Genomic DNA, 21,273 nt, shown 5'->3' with positions numbered 1-21,273 from the left:
ACTTGCTCCATATCGTTGTTTTGACGCGGCGGTGTAAACGCCCGCCATGTTGGAGCCAGCGTGGTGGAAACCGTGGAATCGACAATCGGCGACCGTTGGAATGGCGTAGAAGTCGCGTCAAAGAAAAATGCCCACGGATCGAGGATCGTCGACATGGGGAGCGACGGTTACGGGGCAGGCAAGTCGGGCGGCAATTCAGGCCTCTGTCTGCAAAAAGCGCCTTACGGCCTTGAGGAATTCCATTGAAGCCGGTTCACGCCCGATCAGGAGATGGTTCTCGCTCTCCAGCCCTACGAATTCGGCATTCGGGATCTGCGCCGCCAGCGATCGGCCCGAAGACATCGGAATACGCAGGTCGTTGCGGCTGTGGATGACCATCGTTGGGCACCGGATATCCTTTAGCCTCTCGCGCACGTCGATCGTGGAGAAGGCTTCGAGAAACCGGACGGCGTTTTCCGGAGAGGTTGTTCGGGCCTGGAACTCGTCAAACCAGGCCAGCTCGTCCGCTGTGGCGCTTGGCATGAAAGTTTGCGAAAAGAGGTGACGATAAGAAGGATTAGCGCGACCCCAGCCAGTTTCCGTCAGCACCATTACGGCTTCCCGTTCCCTGACTTCCTCGGGGCTCGCAGTATGTCGCCATCCGGCCGCATAACCACCAAAGAGGATGAGATGCGACACCCGATCCGGATGGCGCGCAGCGAATTCGATCGACACGGCGGCGCCCTGACTGATCCCCAGAAGCGGGAAGCGCTCCAGACCGGCTGCGTCGGCGACAAGTTCAAGATCCTTGACGAAACTTTCGAAGCTGATCTCCGGAGCGTCCCAGTCCGAAAGCCCGCAGCCCCGCTCATCGTAGCGGATGAAGTGATAGGATTTCGCCAACTCGCGAAACTGCGGGCTCCAGATCGGCGCTTCCCAATCGAGTTCGAGATGCGATAGCCAGTTGGCGGCTTTCACCAGGGGTGGATTGTCCGGTTTGCCGACGGTTGCCCAGGCCAATGAGATATCGTCTTCCGACTGCGCGAACCGTACAACCTGTTGTGGCGTCTCTTCGGTATTCAGCTCGTGTGCAATCGGCGTAAACGAAACGCCCGTAGCGATGGGATCGACCGACCAGTCGGGCTGGTCCAGCCCGGCTTCTGAAAACGCCCTGTCCATTTCTTCGGCCAAAGATTCGGCCTCATGCTGTCGTCCGAGACGCCGTTTCGCGGCGACCGCGCATTGCGCCGCCACAGGGTCGAAGGGAGCATCCATGAGCCAGCGTTCGGCCCATACTTCCGTGTTCTCCGGGGCCGCGTCGCCGGACATCGCCAGGTGACGCGCCAGCCGGATGCGAAGCCTTGAGACCTCACCCCGCTTGTGCTCGAGCCACGCTCCGAAATCCGACTGGTTTGGCAGTTCGCAATTCTCCATCAGGAGGTGGTTCGCGCGTTCCCACGCCTGCTCGAGAGTGGAAGCTTTCTCCGTCTCGCCATTCGCCTGCATCCTGACTTTGTGAAAATCGACCGATATCGTGCCGGGGTCGATCTGGACGCGTTCCCGGTCCGCCAACAGCCGCGTCCTGCCTCCGGTGTTCATCAGCGGTCTGAGTTTGCTTAACGACCAGCGCAACGCGCCTCTCGGATCGTCAGGCACATCCCAGAAAAGATCGCACAGCCTGTCTCGACGCTGCGGGGCTTCCGAAAGGACCAGAAATCCCAAAAGCGCCCGCGTCTTGCGGGAAGCGGGCATCTGCAAAGCTTCGCCGTCGAGCGTAATCTGCAGTGGACCCAATGTCTGAATGGCGATCACGAATGGTTCTCCGAGCCTGTTGCTGACAATTGCATCTGGCCCTGTTAGAAGCAACGCTCAACCGGAGGTGTGGTCTTGACCACACATCGCAAGAATTACCTCTAAAGTACTGATTCGGGAACTTCACTCGCGCAAGCATCTCCGGCCGTTGTTCGCAATGATGATTACCGATACCTCTCAATGAGGCATGATGTGCGAAGCTTGTTTGGGTTTTGTCTGCCAGGCGATAATCGCTGCAATAGCTGAAATTCCGAAAGGAAACGTGTGTCCTTTCGGAATATTCGTTTGCGATCTATGGCTGATAGAAGGCGGTTTCCGCCTTGTCGTCGGACACGGCCGGCGTAACGACACGTCAATGACGACGGGAAACTACCAGAAAACGGCAGTCGCCGGCGTGCCGGTGTTCCGGGCATCAGTTTTCGTGGTCTGCGCCGGACGGTCTGCCGGCATGCCCGCGGGTCGTCCTGCAGACGAAAACACGCCCGGTCCGTTTACCTGGGGAAACAGGATCGCAAGGGAAGCTTCAAGCGTCGGATCAATGTTCAGAAGATGGTCGAGACCCAGGCCCCGTAGCATGTCTTCCGTTGTGCGGTTCGCGCCGCAAATTCGCATCTTGTCTCTTCCAGGCATAAGAAGCTTCGCCGCGACGACCAGTCCCCGGACGCCGGCGCGGGTCATCGACTGCACTTTTGAAAGATCGACAATCAATTTTGACTGGCTGTCACGCACGATATCCACGAGCACGTCATAGAGTTGTCCCGCCGATCGGCTGTCTACAGCGCCGGCGATTTCGACGATCGACAGCGAGCCTGTCGTTCTTGTTGTACATTCCATGTTGGGTTTTCCTTCCTGCGCGGCTCCTGGCATGCGGCCGCCTGCAGGCCGATCAAATGCGGCCCGCCTATTACAGGTGAAATCCACTGCGGGCGTGTGAGCGAGCGTGGTAGGGGCAGTGGTAATTTCAGGTCGGCAGCGTTGAAATTGCGATTCCGATTTTAGTCGGCCGCGTTCTCGATCGCTTCCATATCGTCATCCGAAAAACCGAAATGGTGGCCGATTTCGTGTACGAGGACATGCTGGACGATCGCTTCGAGCGTATCGTCATGATCGCGCCAATATTCCAGGATAGCGTTGCGGTAGAGCCAGATCCGGTTGGGCATCTGTCCAGTTCGGACTTCCGTCGCCCCTTGCGCCATGCCGACGCCCTCGAACAGGCCCAGCAACTCCAGCGGATCCTTGAGGCCCAGTTCGTTCAGAACATCTGCGGCGGCATAATCTGCGGCTACAATCTGGACATCCCGGCAGACATTTAGAAATTCCTCCGGCAGGCTGTTCATCGCTGCGCGGCCAAGCGATTCGAATTCATCGAGGCTGGGCGTCCTGTTGTCGTTACGATGTAATTCCATCAATTTACATCCATGTATCGGCTCATACGGAGTTTGGACTGTGATGCTCAATATGGGACGGATCGTCTTTGGACGCCACTGGCGATTGCCGTCCGCCGCGGGGAACCTGCGCCGCTCACAAGCATTCCTCCCTGGTCGAGATCAATCAGGACAAGACATGAAACATTATCAGACAGGAACCACGGTGGAATGGAACTGGGGCTCGGGCGTGGGTTCAGGGACGGTCGCCGAAATTTTCACCGACAAGGTGACGAGAACCATCAAGGGCAACGAGGTGACGCGCAACGCCAGTGAGGAGGAGCCCGCCTACCTGATCAGGCAGGACGACGGCGATCGTGTTCTGAAGAGCCATACAGAGCTCACGAAAAAGGGCGGCGCTTCAAACAAATGAAGCGCCGCCCCCGGCAATCTCGGAAACGAGTAATCCGGATCAGTCGATCAGATCAAAACGATCCGCGTTCATCACCTTGGTCCAGGCTGCCACGAAGTCGTGCACGAACTTCTCCGCATTGTCGTCCTGGGCGTAGACTTCGGCGTAGGCGCGCAGCACAGAGTTGGAGCCGAAAACAAGATCCATGCGTGTCGCGGTCCATTTGACAGCGCCGGACTTGCGGTCGCGGATCTCATATGTGCCGTCTCCGACCGGTGTCCAGCTATTGCCCATGTCGGTCAGGTTGATGAAGAAATCCGTCGTCAAAGCGCCTTCGCGGTCGGTAAAGACGCCATGCTTCGTGCCGCCATGGTTTGCGCCCATGGCGCGCATGCCGCCGACCAGGATCGTCATTTCGTTCGCGGTCAGGCCCATGAGTTGCGTGCGGTCGAGCATCAGTTCCTCGGCGCTGACAACGTAATCGTCCTTCAGCCAGTTGCGGTATCCATCGGCCAGCGGCTCCAGCGCGTCGAAGCTTTCCGCATCCGTCATTTCGTCGGTAGCGTCGCCGCGACCAGGCGTGAAGGGAACGGTCACATCGAAGCCGGCGGCGGCGATCGCCTGTTCCACTCCGACATTGCCGGCCAACACGATAACGTCAGCGATCGAAGCGCCGGTTTCGGCGGCTATCGGCTCAAGCACCGAAAGCACCTTCGCCAGGCGGTCGGGCTCGTTGCCTTCCCAATCCTTTTGCGGCGCCAGCCGGATGCGCGCGCCGTTGGCGCCGCCGCGCATGTCCGAACCGCGATAGGTCCGTGCGCTGTCCCAGGCCGTTGAAACCAGTTCGGTCAGAGAAAGGCCGGAAGCGGCGATCTTCGCCTTCACGGCGTCGACGTCGTATGAGGTCGAGCCGGCCGGGATCGGATCCTGCCAGATCAGGTCTTCCTGGGGAACTTCCGGTCCGATGTAGCGGACTTTCGGTCCCATGTCGCGGTGGGTCAGCTTGAACCAGGCGCGCGCGAACGTGTCCTTGAAATATTCCGGGTCCGCCATGAATTTCTGGCAGATCGCGTTGTAGATCGGGTCCACCTTCATCGCCATGTCGGCGTCGGTCATCATCGGATTGTGACGGACGGAAGGATTGCTGGCGTCAACCGGCTTGTCTTCTTCCTTGATGTCAACCGGCTCCCACTGCCAGGCGCCTGCCGGCGACTTGCGCAGTTCCCATTCATGACCGAACAGCATGTCGAAGAAGCCCATGTCGAATTTCGTCGGCTCCGTCGTCCAGGCGCCTTCGAGACCGGACGTCACGGCGTTCGCCGCCAGGCCCTTCATTTCCGGGTTGGCCCAGCCGAGGCCTTGCGCCTCGGGCCCAGCGGTTTCGGGATCGGGACCAAGCAGGTCGGCGTTGCCGTTGCCGTGGGTCTTGCCGACGGTATGTCCGCCGGCCGTCAGAGCAGCGGTTTCCTCGTCATTCATCGCCATGCGCTTGAATGTCTCGCGAACCTGCGCGGCGGTCTTCATCGGGTCCGGCTTGCCGTTCACGCCCTCCGGGTTCACGTAGATCAGGCCCATCTGGACGGCGGCGAGAGGATTTTCCATCGTTTCCGGATGTTCCACGTCGCCGTAGCGACCGTCCGAAGGAGCGAGCCATTCCTTTTCCGCGCCCCAATAGACGTCCATTTCCGGATGCCAGATGTCCTCGCGGCCATAACCAAAGCCGAATGTCTTCAGTCCCATGGATTCATAGGCGACGTTGCCGGCGAGAATGATCAGGTCCGCCCAGGAAAGCTTGTTGCCGTATTTCTTCTTGATCGGCCACAGCAGGCGCCGCGCCTTGTCGAGGCTGACATTGTCCGGCCAGGAGTTCAATGGAGCGAAACGCTGGTTGCCCGTGCCGCCGCCGCCGCGGCCGTCGGCCAGACGATAAGAGCCGGCGGCGTGCCAGGCCATGCGGATCATCAGTCCGCCATAGTGACCCCAGTCGGCCGGCCACCATTCCTGGCTGTCGGTCATCAATGCGTGCAGGTCTTGCTTCACGGCGTCGTAGTCAAGCTTTCTGACTTCGTCGCGATAGGAAAACTCCTTGCCCATCGGATTGGTCTTGGAATCATGCTGATGCAGGATTTCCAGATTGAGCGCATTCGGCCACCAGCTCATGACATTGCTGCCCATGGCGGTGACGCCGCCATGCATGACCGGGCACTTGCCCGATTCGTCGACTTTCTTGTCCATTTTTCTCTCCCGTCGTGGTCGCGTGGGTTGTTTGTACGAGGGTTATCAGGCGCCCGGTAACCGGGCTTGCTTAAAACAAAAGCCACCTCGCTCGCCGGTCTGGGCGCCGACTGAGTCCTGACTTCGTTTGAACTATAATAATTCTTGTTGATTAGATAAAGTTGTATTTTCTGATTTTTGCGATAAGATTTTCTTATGAAAAATTTGACACTCAAACAGCTTCGCTATTTCGAATCGCTTGCGCAGCATGGACACTTCGGACACGCTGCGGATGCATGTGCGATTTCCCAGCCCGCCCTGTCGATGCAGATCCGTGAACTGGAGGAATCCCTGGGCACGGAACTCTTTGAAAGAGGCGCTCGACAGATCCGACTGACTAATTTCGGAGAGGAGTTCGCCGGTCGCGTTCGCGATATTCTCCGTTCGGTCGATGAACTGAGCGACCTCGCCCGCGCTTCGCAGAACCGCCTGGTTGGACGGCTGCGGATTGGTGTGATTCCAACGATCGCGCCATATCTTCTGCCGACGATCATCGGAAATCTCGCCCGGGTGCATGATGGTCTGGATATCCATTTGCGGGAGACCCAGACGCAGAAGCTGATCCAGGAACTGGAGGACGGCCGGATCGACACGGCGATCGTGGCGCTGCCGGTGTCGGAGCCGTCATTAACGGAGGTTGCGCTTTTCAAGGAAAGTTTCGTTTTGGTTCGACCGGGAGAGGACGAGGGCAAGCCCATTCCTGATCGCGACATGCTGCGGGAAATGCGGCTGCTGCTGCTCGAGGAAGGACATTGCTTTCGCGATCAGGCGCTCTCCTTCTGCAACATCCATGCGGGCCTGTCGCGGGAACTGCTTGATGGAAGTTCGCTTTCCACGCTTGTTCAGATGGTCAGCGCAGGTATAGGCGTGACGCTCATTCCCGAAATGGCGGTGCCGGTTGAAACGCGCTCGGCGTCGGTGTCCATCGTGCGCTTCGCCGAGCCGCAACCCTCTCGCACGATCGGCATGATCTGGCGGAAAACGAATCCGCTGGCCGGGCAACTGATGCAGATCGCGGAAATAGTCAGGGAATCGGCGGATGCGTTGCCCAATCAGCAACCGGCTGCGCCCCCGACGAAGACTGACGAGTCGGCGGGTCTTTCTGCATAGATGCATGAGCGTAACTCGTCGTGCCAAATCATATCTCTGTGCGGGAAACAAAGGCGATGAAATATTAAAATCGAATTATTCGAGTTTTGCTGTAAATAGTACTCGTTGGTCTTGGCCATGATTGTGGTATATTTATAGTTCATAATATTTTTGAACAGGATCATACTTGTGGAGGAGTGCTATGACACGATGGTTGCATTCGTTGGCAATGGCGTCATTTGTAATAGGGGCGCCTTTACCCGCTGTATCTCAGGATTTTCAGTCGGACTCCGGCAGTCTTACTGACCTGAAAGCCGAGCGCGCTTTTCAGGACAAAAAGGCGTACTCGCCCTATGCCGATCGGAACTTCCCGACGAGGCCGCTGTTCGGCGACACTCATCTCCATACCTCTTTCTCGATGGATGCGGGAGCATTTGGCGCGCGTCTGACGCCGCGCGATGCTTACAGGTTCGCCCGCGGCGAACAGGTGACAGCGTCTTCCGGACAGCCGGTGAAGTTGTCGCGCCCACTCGATTTCCTGGTCGTTGCAGACCATTCCGACAATATGGGTTTCTTCCCCGATCTGTTCGCCGGCAAGCCGAACGTGCTCGCCGATCCCACCGGCCGCAAATGGTACAACATGGTCAAGAACGGCCAGGGAAACGAAGCTGCGATTGAGATTATTACGGCCTTTTCGCATAACACCTTTCCGCAAGAAATCTACTACGGTCCTGGCCAGCCTGCCTACAAGCACGCCTGGCAGGAAACGATCGACGCCGCTGAGGCCTACAACGATCCCGGACGCTTCACGGCTTTCATCGGCTACGAATGGACGTCGAACACCGATGGAAACAACCTCCACCGCAACGTCATCTTTCGCGACAATGGCGACAAGGCCAGCTAGGTCGTGCCGTTCACGGTGTATGCGCCTGGAAGCGACAATCCGGTTCACCTCTGGGAATGGATGGCCGCCTATGAAGACAAGACCGGCGGCAATGTGCTCGCCATTCCGCACAACGGAAATCTGAGCAACGGGATCATGTTTCCGGTCGAAGAAGCCTTCGGCAAGCAACTCGACAGCGGCTACGCCGAAACGAGAGCGAAATGGGAGCGCCTTTACGAGACGACGCAGACCAAGGGTACGGGCGAAGCCCACCCCTATCTTTCTCCCAATGACGAATTCGCGGATTTCGAACTCTGGGACAAGGGCAATCTCGACGGCAGCGTTCCGAAGACCGACGCCATGCTTGAATTCGAGTATTCGCGCTCCGCTCTCAAGAACGGCCTGAAGCTGGAAAAGGAGCTTGGCGTCAATCCGTACAAATTCGGCCTCATTGGCAGCAGCGACGCGCACACGGGACTGGCGGCCATGGCCGAAGAAAATTTCTTCGGCAAGACAACGCCGCAGGAGCCGAGCCCGGAGCGCATGAAGGCTGTGTTCGTCGATAATCCGGCCACAGGAATCAAGATCATGGACTGGGAAGTCGGCGCGTCCGGATATGCCGCCGTCTGGGCCGAGGACAATACCCGAGAGGCTCTCTGGGACGCCATGTATCGCAGGGAAACCTATGCGACCACAGGCCCGCGAATGGTCGTAAGATTTTTCGGAGGATGGGATTTCGCACAGGCCGACGCCGAGGACCGTCTGCCGGCCGATATCGGTTACACGAAGGGCGTGCCGATGGGAGGCGATCTCGGAAATGCGCCTGACGGCAAAGCGCCGACATTCCTTATCGCCGCGTTGAAAGACCCGATTGGCGCGAATCTCGATCGCTATCAGATTATCAAGGGTTGGATGGACGCCAATGGAGACCTGCACGAAAAGATCTATGATGTGGCGTGGTCGGGCGACCGTGAGCCCGGAGACGACGGGAAGGTTCCCGCAGTTGGCAGCACCGTCGACGTTGAAGCTGCAAACTGGACCAATACCATCGGCGCGCCCGAACTGATCGCGGTTTGGGAAGACCCCGATTTCGATCCCGCTCAACCCGCATTCTACTACGGCCGCGTTATCGAGATACCGACGCCGCGATGGACCGCCTACGATGCGAATCGCTTTGGCTCCACACCTCTGGAGGGCACACGCATGACGCTGCAGGAACGCGCCTACACCTCGCCGGTCTGGTACAATCCGGAGGAATGACGCTGCGAGGTCCTGCTTCCGCGCGGGGATGAAGGACTGACTGGCGAATTGTGTCCACCGTCGGAAATGGTGTTCTCATGAGTTTGTTGCGCCAGATGCTTCGCGAACCTGTCGTCCAGTTCCTGCTGATCGGCGCAGCAACGTTTGGTGCGTATCTTTATCTCGACCGCGCGCCGCCCGAACCTCCACGCGAAATCGTACAGGTCGGAGCCGGTCGAATTGCCCAGATCTCGGAAATCTTCGCGCGAACATGGCAGAGACCGCCGACCGAGAAGGAATTGCAGGGCCTTGTCGAGGCCTTCGTAAAGGAGGAAATCTATTACCGTGAAGGCCGGAAACTGGGGCTCGACCAGGACGACACGATCTTTCGGCGGCGTCTGCAGCAGAAAATGGAGTTCCTTGTCGAACCCGACGAGCAGGAAATGATTCCGGACGAGGGTGCACTCGCCGCATGGCTCGAAAAGAACCGACAGAATTACGTTGTTCCCTATCGCGCATCCTTTCGCCAAGTCTATTTCGACCCTGCGCGGCGCGACGGTGAAGCCATGGTCGACGCCCGCGCTTTGCTATCGTCACTGGAAGAAGAGGACGTCTCGACGGGAAACAGCGGTTTGGGGGACGCGACCATGCTTCCTCGGTCGATGGCGCCGAGCGGCCGCCGCCAGATCGAAGCCTTGTTCGGACCGAAATTCGCGTCTGCGCTCGAGACATTACCGCTCGACGCGTGGTCCGGACCGGTCATGTCGGATTTTGGCGTTCACCTCGTGCGTCTGAATGCGTTCGAGCCTGAAAGACAACCCGGTCTCGATGAAATTCGGGAAATCGTTCTTCGAGACTGGCGTGACGAGCGTCGCAGGAAAATCGCCGAGCAGCGTTACCATGCCATGAAGGAGAACTACGAAGTCATTGTCGACTGGCCGCAAGGTTCCGCCGAAGAGGCGAGACAGTGAAATCTTCTCTGCTGCGGCTGGCCGGACTGATGCTGGCTCTGTCCCTCTCCAGCGCGGCCGCGGCGCATGAGTTGCGGCCGGCCTTTCTGGATATCCGTGAAGAGGGTGCAATTCTGTACGACGTGCTTTGGAAAACGCCGGCGCGCGGCGATTTCCGCCTGTCGCTCGATGTCGAGTTGCCGCAAGCGTGCGAAGACGTATCGCCCGTGACCAGCGAACGAACGAACAGCGCCCGTGTCAATCGCTGGCGTATTCGATGCGTCGACGGACTGCAAAACCGGACGATTGGCATTGGCGGCCTCTCGGCGACATATACCGATGTGCTCTTTCGATTTACACGGCGCGACGGCACGGTCCAGACGTCTCGGCTGACACCTGAAAGACCTGAAATAACCGTCGCATCCAGCCCGTCGCTGCTCGATACTGCAAGAACCTATTTCCTGCTGGGTAAGGAGCATATCCTGCAAGGCGTCGATCATCTGCTGTTCGTGCTGGCCTTGCTCCTGCTGATTCCGAGTGTCAGGCTACTCGTCGAGACAGTCACCGCCTTTACGGTGGCGCATTCCATCACGCTTGCCTTCGCCGCCTTCGGTTGGGCGAGCGCTCCTCAACAGCCTGTGGAGGCCCTGATTGCCTTGAGCATCGTCATCGTCGCGGCCGAAATCATCAACCGGGAGCGCGGACGCCGGGATATCTCGATCCGCTATCCCTGGCTGATCGCCTTTGCCTTCGGGTTGCTGCACGGTTTTGGTTTCGGCGGCGCGCTGAGGGAAATCGGATTGCCGCAGAAGGATGTGCCGATGGCGCTCCTGTCCTTCAATCTCGGCGTTGAAGCGGGGCAACTCCTGTTCATTTTTGTCGTGTTGATCGCTATCGCTCTGATCCGCAAACTTGTCGTTCTGAACAGTCGTATGCCGCAGATGATTGCGGCATACGGCGTCGGTTCGGTCGCTGCATTCTGGTTCGTGGAGCGGGTCGCGGCCTTTTGAACCGGATTAAGCGCCGGGAGCAAAGCTTAGCGCGATGATCATCAGGGCGACGGCGGCGACCCACGATCCGAGAACCCGGATCGCAATTCCGTTCCAGCGGCTTTTCAGAAGCGCCGCCACTCCGCCGAAAATGATGAGGATCAATGTGGCGCCGAGCGTCGATCCGGCCCGCAGCAACCAGGGCGACTGTTCCGAGGGAATGTCTGCGTTGACCGAATTGCCGATCAATACAGCGACCGCCAGGGCGAAAACCGCAGGGCCGACGGCGCCGATGTCGAAGGCGAGGACGGCTACAAGTCCGCACACAAGGGCGAGATAGAGCAGGGCGATATCCGACACCGGCGGCGTCGGGTAAGCGAGCGCGGCGACAAGCGCAACAATAAAGGCGGGCAGGGCCATATTACTGGATTTCGGCGCATGTTGCCCGATGACCAGTCCGAGCGCCAGAAGCGTTACGAGGTGTGCAGGCACAAGAACCGGATGCAGCATGCCATTGTAGAATTCACCGATGCCCGGAACCGGACTATGCGCCCGAGCGGAGACGATGTCCCCGCCCAAAAAGACCGTCAGAAAAAGAAGACGCCTCATGCAACTCCGGTCAGGAAAGCAAGTCCTGCGACCGCGATTGCTCCGCCGGCGGCGCGCACGGCGACCTTTCCTGCTTCCCAGCGCGTCGTCATGCCAAGGGCGATGCCGGCCAGATGCAGGAGGCCTGTGCCGATCACGAAGCCGACCGCATAGGAAACAGCGTCCGCCGCCACTGGCAGTTCCGTGCCGTGGGCGTGGCCGTGAAAGATTGCGAAGGCGCCAACAATGATGGCGGCGACCCACAGAGGCGGCCGCGCGCCGAGCGCCACCATGATGCCGAGCACGACCGCCGAGGCGGCGATGCCGGTTTCGACAGCCGGAAGCGGCGCGCCGGCCACTCCCATCGCGCCGCCCACCGCCATCACAAGCGGAAAGACGATCGGAAGAAGCCAAATTCCCGGTGCGCCCAGAAATGCGCCCCACAGGCCGACGGCGACCATCGCCGCAACGTGATCCCAGCCGAGAATGGGATGCATGAAACCGGAGGCGAACCCGCCGACGACGCCAGCGCCCTCATGGGCCAGGGCGGGATTGCTCGCCAGAGCGCATAGAAAGACGATCGAAGACAACTGGAGTTTGGTTGGCAGGCTGATATTCATCTTCGTTTCCCTAAATGTGCGTATTTGGCGCAAAGCGCATATTGATAATGGGGCACTTTACCCGCACATCGGCGGCTGTCCAGCGCGTACGGCTATCGGAACCGCCCGTTTTCTTTCCGTCAGGGGCAGACGATCTTTCCGGGATTCATGATGTTTGCCGGATCGAAACTCGTCTTGATGCGGCGCATCAGGTCAATCTCGATCGGCTGACGAATGGCCGCCAGCTTGTCGCGCTTCATCTGTCCGATTCCGTGTTCGGCCGAGATCGATCCGCCCATCCCAAGCGCGATGTCGTAGACCATGTCGTTGATCTCGTGCCGGCGGGCGAGATGCGCCGAGCCGTCGGCGTTTTTCGCCTGCTGGATATTGTAGTGGATATTGCCGTCGCCCATGTGGCCAAAAGCGTAGATTCGGGCGTCCGGCATTGCCTGATGCACTGCCTTATCCGCCTTGCGAAAGAATTCCGGTATTGCTGACACCGGCACAGAGACGTCGTGCTTGATCGATGCGCCTTCGCTCTTCTGTGCTTCGGACATGGTCTCGCGGATATGCCAGAAGGCGTCCCGCTGGGCTTCAGACTGGGCAATCACGGCGTCCTGAACGAGATCCTTTTCGAATGCTGTCGCCAGCAGGGTTTCCATCGTCGCAGCTGCTTCTTCCTCGGAGCGCATCGAAGAGAGATCGATTAGCGCGTACCAGGGATGCTGGCTTTCCAGTGGGTCGCGGACGCCCGGAATATAAGCGGACGTGAATTCGACGCCGATCCGGGGCATCAGTTCGAAGCCTGTAAGTTCGCCGGCGCATTGCTGCTGCGCAATGCCTAGAAGAGCAAGCGCGTTGTCCGGCGACCTCAGGCCGGCGATCGCCACCTGCTTGCCCTTTGGCTTGGGCAGCAGTTTAAGCACTGCGCCGGTGATGACGCCCAGCGTTCCTTCGGCGCCAATGAAGAGATCGCGAAGGTCGTAGCCGGTATTGTCCTTCTTAAGTGTTCTGAGCCCGTCCCAGATTTCGCCGGTCGGCAGCACGACCTCCAGTCCGAGGCACAGGTTGCGCGCATTGCCATAGGCGAGAACGCCGGTGCCGCCGGCGTTTGTCGACAGATTGCCGCCGATCTGGCAGGAGCCTTCCGATCCAAGCGACAGCGGAAACAGCCGGTCTGCGTCCGACGCTGCCTTTTGAATGTCCTGCAAGATGCAGCCGGCGTCGACCGTCAGCGCGTTCGCCGAAAGATCGATCGAACGCACCGCATTGAGACGGGACAGCGACAGGATGATCGCCGGCTGCTCATCAAGCGGGACCTGGCCGCCAACATGGCCGGTATTGCCTGATTGCGGGACAATCGGAGTGCCGGTTTCCGTGGCGAGCGCGAGGATTCGCGATATCTCGCCGGCGTTCGCCGGGCGCAGCACCAGCGGTGTCGAACCATGATACAAACCGCGCGGTTCACGCAGATAGGGCGCCGTCTCGTTGACGTCGGTGACGGCGTAGCGGTCTCCGACAATGGTCTTGAATCGTTTAATGGTTGCGTCGCTGATCATAATCGAGACATAGCGGCATCGGGACCGCTGGTCGAGATGCAAATGGTCATGCGTTTCGCGGCGCTGCGGCGCGGCGCAGTCGATCATTGATCGCTTCGCCCAGCCCGGTTTCGGGAATCGGCGCGACAGCGATCATACCGGCGCCCACGCGGTCGGCCTGAAGGATGGTGTCGAACAGGTTGGCGGCAGCCTCTACCAGATCGGCGTCAAGGCTGAGATTGAAAACCAGTGTTGCATGTTCAGCGCCTTCCACGGCGCCGCCACCGAAGGCGATGAGCGCCTCGCCCGGTTCTATGAACGATGCATTCATCCGTAACCTGGCTTCGGGGGCGTAGTGCGAACGCAGCATGCCCGGCGCCTCGATCGCGGCTTCTCCCGGCGCTGGCCGGTTCAAGTGTCTGCCGGCGACGGACTCTATGCTGTCCGCTTCCAGCCCGCCTGGCCGCAGCAGCGATAACTCGTCGCCGTCGACCTTGACGATCGTCGATTCCACGCCCACGGTCGCCGGACCGGCGTCCAGGATCAGGCGAACGCGCTCTCCCAGATCGGCCTCGACATGTTCGGCCCGCGTGGGGCTCACTTTGCCGGATCGATTGGCGCTGGGCGCGGCGAGCGGATTGCCGAAGCGCTCGATCAGTTCATTGGCGAAACCGGCTGGCGTCCGCACGGCCAGTGTTTCAAGGCCTGCGCTCGCCAGTGGATGAACCGGCGAATCCGATCTCTTGGGAAGCACCAGGGTCAGCGGACCGGGCCAGAATGTCTCGGCGAGTTTGCGGGCGAGATCGTTGAAGACGACGTGGCTCTGCGCCATGCCAATGCCCGACATGTGGCAGATCAGCGGATTGAAACGCGGGCGTCCCTTGGTTTCGAAAATCCGCGCCACGGCCTCGCCATTGGTCGCATCTCCGGCGAGCCCATAAACGGTCTCCGTGGGAAGCGCAACAAGTTCGCCGGCGGCAAGCACTTTGCAGGCTTCTTCCAGCGCTTCGGATCGGTTGTTAATGATGGAGAGTTTTGCCATATCTGTATTGTGGCTGATAGCAGCCTTGCCACGGCTGCTCAATGTTAAAAGCAGTCGCCGGACGGAAGCGTCGACAACGAAGCCGTTGATTGACGTTTACGTAAAAATAACTTAGGCCGGTCGCAAAACCGGAAGCAAGATATCGCCGCGCATCGATGCGTCGGCCAGGGAGAGGATCGGCATATGTACCGCGCGCCCGTTGACGAAATTTCCTTTACGCTCAAGTATGTCGCAGGTCTGCAAACGGCTATGGACGAAGGACGTCTGGGAGACCTTTCCGAAGATCTTGTGGACGCCATTCTGACCGAGGCAGGCCGCTTTGCCTCAGAAGAGATTTCACCGTTGGCGCTTGCCGGAGAGGACGGAACGCCGCTGTCCGATGGCGTTGTGACGACGCCTGAAGGTTGGAAGGAACTTTACCAAAACTGGATCGGCGGCGGATGGAACGGGTTGACCGGATCACCGGATTTCGGCGGGCAGGGTCTGCCGATGATGCTCTCGATCGCGGCGAGCGAAATGTGGAATGGCAGTTCTATGGCCTTCAGCCTTTGTTCCCTTCTGACCATGGGCGCTATAGAGGCGCTTGAAAAACACGCTACCGACGAGCTCAAATCCACCTATCTCGAAAAGTTGGTGACTGGCGAATGGACCGGCACAATGAACCTGACCGAGCCGCAGGCGGGTTCCGATCTCAATGCGCTCAAAACCCGCGCAGAACCCGTGGGCGACGGCACGTATCGCATTTTCGGCCAGAAGATTTTCATCACCTATGGCGAACACGACTTCGCAGACAACATTGTTCATCTCGTGCTCGCTCGCTTGCCGGATGCGCCGGCTGGAACGCGCGGCATATCCCTTTTCCTGGTTCCGAAATTCATTCCAGACGCAGATGGCGTGCCGGGCGCGCGCAATGATCTCTTCTGCAGCGGCGTGGAACACAAGCTCGGCATTCATGGGTCGCCAACCTGCACGATGATTTACGGAGACGGCAGTCGGGGCGATACGCCCGGCGCTATCGGCTGGCTGATAGGCGAGGAGAACAAGGGTCTCGCCTGCATGTTCACCATGATGAACAACGCGCGTCTCAACGTCGGCATACAGGGCGTCGCCGTGGCCGATGCGGCCTATCAGCATGCGCTGGCCTACGCGCAAGAGCGCACCCAGGGCCGCGCGCCCGGCTGGACCGGAGAGGGCATGAGCCCGATCATCGAGCATCCGGATATCCAGCGCGACTTGCTGACCATGAAGGCGATGGTCCAGGCGTCGCGTTCCATTGCCTATTGTTGCGCCCACGCTATCGATATGGCGGACGCAGCCGAGGAGCAGGGCGAGGCGGACGCGCGGAAATTCTGGCAGGAGCGAGCGAACCTGCTAACGCCGATCGCCAAGGCGTTTTCCACCGATATCGGCGTCGACGCGGCGTCTATCGGCGTTCAGGTTCACGGCGGCATGGGTTTCATCGAGGAAACGGGCGCGGCGCGCTTGTTGCGCGACGCCCGCATCGCTCCGATCTACGAAGGCACAAACGGCATTCAGGCGATTGATCTCGTGATGCGCAAGCTGCCGCAGTCCGGCGGCGAGCACGTTCTTGGATACATTGCAGAGCTCCGCGATATCGCCGCCGATGTAGCGCGCCGCAACAGCCCGGAGTTCGGAACCACGGCCGATCGCCTGGAAGCGGCGCTCGATGATCTGGAAGACGCCACGCGCTGGCTGATGGCGGCGCAAAGCGAGGGCAAGGTAAGCGAAGCGCTCGCCGGCGCTACGCCATTTCAGCGTCTGTTTGGTCTTGCCGCCGGCTCCGTCTATCTGGCGAAGGGCGCGCTTGCCGAGGCCGGAGATGGAAACGAGCCGCGCCGCATCGCGCTCTGCCGGTTCTGCGCCGAAAATCTTCTCGGTGAAACGTCGGCGCTTCGTCAGGCTGTGACCGGCGGTGCTGAAAGTCTGTTCAACGCGCGGTTGGCGCTGGCCGTTTAGGGGGAAGATGATGAGTGAACTCGTTCTGGTCGAGCGACCACAACAATATGACGGAGCGGTCCAGGTGATCCGCTTCAATCGGCCGGACAAGAAGAATGCCATTACGCAAGACATGTACCGCATCATGGCCGACGCGCTTGAGGCCGGTGACGATGACGTTGCGGTCCGGGTCCACGTCTTTCTCGGCGCGCCAGGCTGCTTTACCGCCGGCAACGATTTGGCCGACTTTCTCGGCTACGCCGTCAATGGACGTATAGGCGAAGGCGAGGTCGGCCGTTTCCTGATGGGACTGGCGAACGCCAAAAAACCGATCGTTGCCGGGGTGGACGGCCTGGCGATCGGCGTTGGCGTGACGATGCAGTTCCATTGCGACATGACCTTCGCCACCGCGCGGTCTGAATTCCGAACGCCCTTCGTCGATCTGGCGCTGGTGCCGGAGGCTGGATCCAGTCTGCTTGGGCCGCGCGTGATGGGCTATCAGCGCGCCTTTGCGATGCTTGCCGCCGGTGTCGGGTTTAGCGGCGAAGACGCCCGTGACGCGGGTCTCGTCTACAAGGTCGTGGGCGAGGATGAGCTCGAGATTTCAACGCTCGCCGCGGCGGAAACCATTGCGTCCAAGCCGCCGGAAGCCATGCAGATCGCCCGCGAGCTGATGCGTGGAGGAACCCGCGAAGAGGTAGTCGGGCGGATCAGGGAGGAATCGAACAGGTTCAGCGAACGACTGGGCTCCGCCGAGGCGCGGGCCGCTTTCGAGGCTTTCCTTGCCAGGAGCCGCAAGGCGGGCTGACGATTTTCCGGACAGAAGAACTCCTGCCCACGCCGCCCTGGGGCAGGGGCTGCATGAGCGAGACCTGCGCTTGACCTTCCGAGCTTATATGCGACCATTGCACGCCTAGATAGATTTTTGGAAGTATCGAGCAGCCAGGGAGGGTGACGCCATGACACGAATGTTCTGTTCGCACCTGATCGTCCTGTCGATTTTCGCAGCGACGCCGACTTTCGCGCAGTCAGTGGTTATGGAAGCCGACAGCTTTGAGAGTTTCAGCAGTGCATTCTGCTCCGCCAGCCACGACGCAGAACATATTTTTGTGGTTCCCGCCGCTGTGTTCAGCGAGCACAGTGAAATCGCCTGCGATAACGGCGTATCGGGTCTACGATCGAGCGAGCCGGAAGACGATCCTGGACATACGGTGTTCAACATCGACCCGCCATCCGGCGCGCCGACGGCCCTCGATTGCGACGGCAAGGCTGACACGGGCATGGAGACGATCGCGATCAACTGTATTCCGGCTGACATGGAAAGCGTTGATCACAAGAAAACGTGACGGCGCGGCGTCATGGGCTACTTTCGTTCGAGCAGCGCGACAACCTCGACGTGAGGCGACCAGAGAAACTGATCGATCGGCGTCACTGACGTCACCTCGAAACCTGCCGTCGTCAGGATTTCCAGATCGCGGGCAAGCGTCACCGGATTGCAGGAGATCGCAGCAACTCTTCTGACCGTTGACGCCGCGATTTCCAGGCATTGTTGTTCGGCGCCCGCCCGCGGCGGATCAAAGGTCACGCCGTCGAAGGTCTTCAATTCGTTTCTCGTCAGAGGTCGGCGATACAGATCCCGCTTTTCGCTCGTGACAGGTTTCAAACCCGGCGTGTGACGCGCCGCGCGATCGAGCGCAGCGAGCGACGGGCCGTCGCTTTCCACTGCGTGGACTGCAGACTGTCCGGCAAGCGCCAGCGCAAACGTTCCGCAGCCGCTGAAGAGATCGGCGACGCGTTTCGTCTTCTTCAGATGTGCGAGCACAAGGTTCGTCATGGTCTTTTCGGCCTGCAATACGGCCTGTACGAATCCGCCGGGCGGCGGGGTTACCGACGCCTTGCCGAATTGCAGGACCGGCTTGCGTGGCTCGATCAAAATCTCGTCGTTGCAGGAAAGACGCGCGATATCGCGCTTCAGCGCTTCGGCGACGGCCGCTTGTCGCTGGGGCGGGCGCAATGCAGGCCCCCCCGAAATTGCGACATCCAGTCCGGTCTCTGTTTCCAGAGCCGTCATCCGCAGCGATTTGCCGGGAATGTGCTGCAACAGGGCCCTGAGATCGCCAAGTTTACGATTGAGGCCATCTGTCGCGACGAGACATCGCTGAAGCGCAAAGACGGTGTGGCTACCGGCCTGGTTGAAGCCGAGCACCGGGCCTTCTCCGGTTTTACGCGCTGTCAGCACGATACGCCGCCGCGCGCCCGGTTCACAGATATGCAGCTCTGCGGTTTCGGTTTTAATGCCTCTGGACACGAGCGCGTCCACGACGAGTTGGCGTTTCCAGCGTCTGTAGAAGCCGTCATCGGCATGCTGGGTCGCGCATCCTCCGCACAGGTCGCCCGCTGGCCCGAAATGCGGGCAGGGCGGTTGCCTTCGGCTCTCCGAAGCCTTCAGTACGTCAGTCAGGATGACTTCCTTGCCGTGACGTTCGATCGAGACAGTCTCTCCCGGCAAAGTAAAGGGAATGAAACCGCCGTTTTCGGCGATGCCGTCACCCTGTGCGCCCATGGCGTCAATGACAACTGTCTCTGTCATGATCTTGCGCCGCCAAGCAGGAATTCGCGATTTCCGTCGGAGCCTTCTATGGGGGAGGGGATAAAGCCAAGGCTTTTCCATCCCGGCAGGCCGTCGAGCCATGCAGACACTTCGTGTGCGATCTTTGGGCCCGCTTTCGGATCGCGCAATATACCGCCCTTGCCGATCGCCTCCTTTCCTGCTTCGAATTGCGGTTTGACAAGCAGCACGCAAAAGCCGCCTTGCGCGACCATGCCAAGAGCCATCGGCACGGCGAGGCGCAGCGAGATGAAGCTGACATCGCTGACAACGCCGCTCACTATTCGTCCGCCGGCAATATCATCCGGCAAATCGCGGGCGTTCACGCCTTCGCGGTTCGTCACCCGCGCATCGGCGAGCAGCGAATTATGGAGCTGTCCATGACCGACGTCGACAGCGATCACATGCGAGGCGCCGCGTTCGAGCAGCGCCTGGGTGAAACCGCCAGTCGACGCGCCGATATCGAGTATGCAACATCCAGCCGGTTGGAAATCGAAATGATCGAGCGCTGCGACCAGCTTCAGGGCGGCGCGTGACACGTAACCCCGCGCAGGGTCATCGATAGCGATCACGGCGTTCTCCGGGGTTTTGGCGCCGGGTTTAGCGCAGACGTCGCCGTCAACCGAAACCGTACCGCGCAGTATCGCGTCGCGCGCCCGCGCGCGGCTGTCGAAATGGCCGAGTTCGGTCAGCAACTGGTCGAGCCGCTGGCGTTTGGCGTCATGCTCTTCCGACATCGGCGTAGCGGGAATTGGGGGCCATGAGCAGGATTGCGAACAGCATCAGCGAGAGCCCCGTGAAAATGGCGCTGAAGCTGGTGTATTCCGCGACATAGCCAATCAGCACAGGCGCGACGAGGATGCCGGAATAACCGATCGTCGTGGTTAGCGACAGGGCGATGCCGGGAGCAATGCCCGGGAGATTGCCGGCCGCTGAGAAGGCGATAGGCACAAGATTGGAAAGCCCAAGCCCGGTGATCAGAAAGCCTGCGACAGCTATTTCGGGCGATGTCGCCATGCCGGCGATCAGGAAACCGATAAAGGCGGAGCCGGCGCAGATCTGGACAGTTCTGACAGCGCCAAGCCGTTTGCGAACGGGATCGCCGAAGAACCGCACGGTCGCCATGGCGGCCGAGAAAGCGCCGAACGCCAACCCTGAAACGAAGGCGTCAGCGTTCAATTCCTGTCGCAGATAGAGGGCGCTCCAGTCGATCACGACGCCTTCGGGCATCGCGGAAAACAGAGCGAGCAGCCCAATCATGTATGGCAGCAGGGTGCGCGGAAAACGGATCGGCTGGCGCTGTTCGGTGTCCACGGGCGCATCGTCAAGGCGCAGGCCAAGCAGGACAAATCCGACCAGCGCTGCCGAAATCGCGGTGACGAACAACGCATGCAGCATGACGCCTGCATATTGCAACAGATAGCCGCCCGCGACCGCGCCGAACAATCCGCCGAGGCTCCAGAAGCCATGACAGGAAGACATGATTGGCGCGCCGCGCCTGCGCTCGACTTCAACGGCCACGGCGTTCATCGCCACATCCATGCCGGCGATCGATCCGCCGAACACGAACAGCGAGAGTGCGGCAAGTCCGTGGTTGGGCGCCAGCGTGACCCACAACAGCGTCGATGCTGCGACAAGTGCGGTAAGACGTACGGCGAAAACGGGTCCGATGCGGGCGATCACAACGCCGGTCAACGGCATGGTGACAAGGGCGCCCATGCCGAAGACGGCGATCATGACGCCAAGCTGACCTTCGTCGAGCAGCAGCCTTTCGGCAAATTCCGGAATCTTGGGCGCCCAGTTACCGATCAGGAAGCCGTTGACGAGAAACAGCAATGACACATGGACGCGGGCGTTGTTCATCATCGTGTGTTGGAGCCGGTTTTGGGGTGTCGCGGACATGGCGTCGCGGAGGGCGGAACGTTTAGCAGACGGACCTATGCCTGTCGAT

The 21,273-nt window shown here is 59.9% G+C and carries 18 protein-coding genes and 1 pseudogene; 8 read left to right on the top strand and 11 right to left on the bottom strand.

The genetic code is table 11. The features are described 5' to 3' along the window. Positions 1-195 precede the first annotated feature (195 nt). From K1W69_RS23520 to K1W69_RS23510, 3 genes are all read right to left on the bottom strand, one after another. Positions 196-1,791, bottom strand: a complete 1,596-nt coding sequence (locus K1W69_RS23520) for a bifunctional AfsR/SARP family transcriptional regulator/alpha/beta hydrolase (RefSeq protein ID WP_370688298.1) — start codon at positions 1,789-1,791, stop codon at positions 196-198. Between the two features lie 369 nt (positions 1,792-2,160). Further along, entirely contained in the window at positions 2,161-2,625 is a 465-nt protein-coding gene (locus K1W69_RS23515) for an STAS domain-containing protein (RefSeq protein WP_220230898.1), read from the bottom strand. Positions 2,626-2,786: 161 nt separating this feature from the next. Further along, a complete protein-coding gene (locus K1W69_RS23510) occupies positions 2,787-3,197 on the bottom strand; it encodes a metallopeptidase family protein (protein WP_220230897.1) in 411 nt (136 codons plus the stop codon). A 157-nt stretch (positions 3,198-3,354) separates the two neighbouring features. On the opposite strand from K1W69_RS23510, the gene K1W69_RS23505 reads away from it, so the two are divergent. Then, the gene (locus K1W69_RS23505; RefSeq protein ID WP_220230896.1) at positions 3,355-3,588 is read left to right on the top strand and encodes a hypervirulence associated TUDOR domain-containing protein; all 234 of its coding nucleotides are present in this window, start codon (positions 3,355-3,357) and stop codon (positions 3,586-3,588) included. Positions 3,589-3,627: 39 nt separating this feature from the next. Here the strand turns inward: K1W69_RS23505 and katG are convergent, their stop codons facing one another. Continuing rightward, entirely contained in the window at positions 3,628-5,802 is a 2,175-nt protein-coding gene (gene katG, locus K1W69_RS23500; protein WP_220230895.1) for a catalase/peroxidase HPI, read from the bottom strand. Between the two features lie 195 nt (positions 5,803-5,997). Between katG and K1W69_RS23495 the strand changes: the two genes are divergently transcribed. The 4 genes and pseudogenes from K1W69_RS23495 to K1W69_RS23480 all read left to right on the top strand — a co-directional run bounded on the left by K1W69_RS23495 (position 5,998) and on the right by K1W69_RS23480 (position 11,012). Continuing rightward, entirely contained in the window at positions 5,998-6,951 is a 954-nt protein-coding gene (locus tag K1W69_RS23495; RefSeq protein WP_220230894.1) for a LysR substrate-binding domain-containing protein, read from the top strand. A gap of 181 nt (positions 6,952-7,132) precedes the next feature. Beyond that, a pseudogene (locus K1W69_RS23490) lies at positions 7,133-9,073 on the top strand (DUF3604 domain-containing protein). Between the two features lie 77 nt (positions 9,074-9,150). Further along, entirely contained in the window at positions 9,151-10,023 is an 873-nt protein-coding gene (locus tag K1W69_RS23485) for a peptidylprolyl isomerase (protein ID WP_220230893.1), read from the top strand. After that, a complete protein-coding gene (locus tag K1W69_RS23480; protein WP_370688297.1) occupies positions 10,020-11,012 on the top strand; it encodes a HupE/UreJ family protein in 993 nt (330 codons plus the stop codon). Before K1W69_RS23485 ends, K1W69_RS23480 begins: the two co-directional genes overlap by 4 nt. A 6-nt stretch (positions 11,013-11,018) precedes the next feature. Here the strand turns inward: K1W69_RS23480 and K1W69_RS23475 are convergent, their stop codons facing one another. From K1W69_RS23475 to K1W69_RS23460, 4 genes are all read right to left on the bottom strand, one after another. Next, on the bottom strand, positions 11,019-11,600 hold the full coding sequence (locus K1W69_RS23475; protein ID WP_220230892.1) for a HupE/UreJ family protein: 582 nt from the start codon (positions 11,598-11,600) through the stop codon (positions 11,019-11,021). Next, positions 11,597-12,199, bottom strand: coding sequence for a HupE/UreJ family protein (locus tag K1W69_RS23470; protein WP_220230891.1), 603 nt, complete (start codon positions 12,197-12,199; stop codon positions 11,597-11,599). The genes K1W69_RS23475 and K1W69_RS23470 overlap by 4 nt, the downstream gene beginning before the upstream one ends. A 119-nt stretch (positions 12,200-12,318) precedes the next feature. Further along, positions 12,319-13,737, bottom strand: a complete 1,419-nt coding sequence (locus tag K1W69_RS23465; protein WP_220231030.1) for an FAD-binding oxidoreductase — start codon at positions 13,735-13,737, stop codon at positions 12,319-12,321. Positions 13,738-13,783: 46 nt separating this feature from the next. Continuing rightward, positions 13,784-14,758 (bottom strand): L-threonylcarbamoyladenylate synthase, encoded by a 975-nt coding sequence (locus K1W69_RS23460; protein WP_220230890.1) that lies wholly within the window; start codon positions 14,756-14,758, stop codon positions 13,784-13,786. Positions 14,759-14,941: 183 nt separating this feature from the next. Here K1W69_RS23460 and K1W69_RS23455 point away from each other — a divergent pair, with 183 nt between their 5' ends. From K1W69_RS23455 to K1W69_RS23445, 3 genes are all read left to right on the top strand, one after another. Beyond that, entirely contained in the window at positions 14,942-16,735 is a 1,794-nt protein-coding gene (locus tag K1W69_RS23455) for an acyl-CoA dehydrogenase family protein (protein WP_220230889.1), read from the top strand. Between the two features lie 10 nt (positions 16,736-16,745). Next, on the top strand, positions 16,746-17,522 hold the full coding sequence (locus tag K1W69_RS23450; protein ID WP_220230888.1) for a crotonase/enoyl-CoA hydratase family protein: 777 nt from the start codon (positions 16,746-16,748) through the stop codon (positions 17,520-17,522). A gap of 151 nt (positions 17,523-17,673) precedes the next feature. After that, entirely contained in the window at positions 17,674-18,060 is a 387-nt protein-coding gene (locus K1W69_RS23445) for a hypothetical protein (RefSeq protein WP_220230887.1), read from the top strand. Positions 18,061-18,077: 17 nt separating this feature from the next. On the opposite strand, the gene K1W69_RS23440 is transcribed toward K1W69_RS23445, so the two are convergent. Genes K1W69_RS23440 through K1W69_RS23430 form a run of 3 tightly spaced genes read right to left on the bottom strand, consistent with a single transcriptional unit; the run spans position 18,078 to position 21,224 of the window. Next, on the bottom strand, positions 18,078-19,307 hold the full coding sequence (locus K1W69_RS23440) for a class I SAM-dependent RNA methyltransferase (RefSeq protein WP_220231029.1): 1,230 nt from the start codon (positions 19,305-19,307) through the stop codon (positions 18,078-18,080). Continuing rightward, positions 19,301-20,059 carry a TlyA family RNA methyltransferase gene (locus tag K1W69_RS23435; RefSeq protein WP_220230886.1) on the bottom strand — a complete coding sequence of 253 codons (759 nt, stop codon included), beginning with the start codon at positions 20,057-20,059 and terminating at the stop codon, positions 19,301-19,303. The genes K1W69_RS23440 and K1W69_RS23435 overlap by 7 nt, the downstream gene beginning before the upstream one ends. Continuing rightward, positions 20,043-21,224, bottom strand: a complete 1,182-nt coding sequence (locus K1W69_RS23430) for an MFS transporter (RefSeq protein ID WP_220230885.1) — start codon at positions 21,222-21,224, stop codon at positions 20,043-20,045. Before K1W69_RS23430 ends, K1W69_RS23435 begins: the two co-directional genes overlap by 17 nt. Positions 21,225-21,273 lie beyond the last annotated feature (49 nt).

The sequence above is a fragment of the Flavimaribacter sediminis genome (assembly GCF_019492055.1).
In the GTDB taxonomy this organism is placed as follows: Bacteria; Pseudomonadota; Alphaproteobacteria; order Rhizobiales; family Rhizobiaceae; genus Flavimaribacter; species Flavimaribacter sediminis.
The sequence above is the reverse complement of the archived record's forward strand: the minus strand, read 5'-3'. Positions and strand labels throughout refer to the sequence as shown.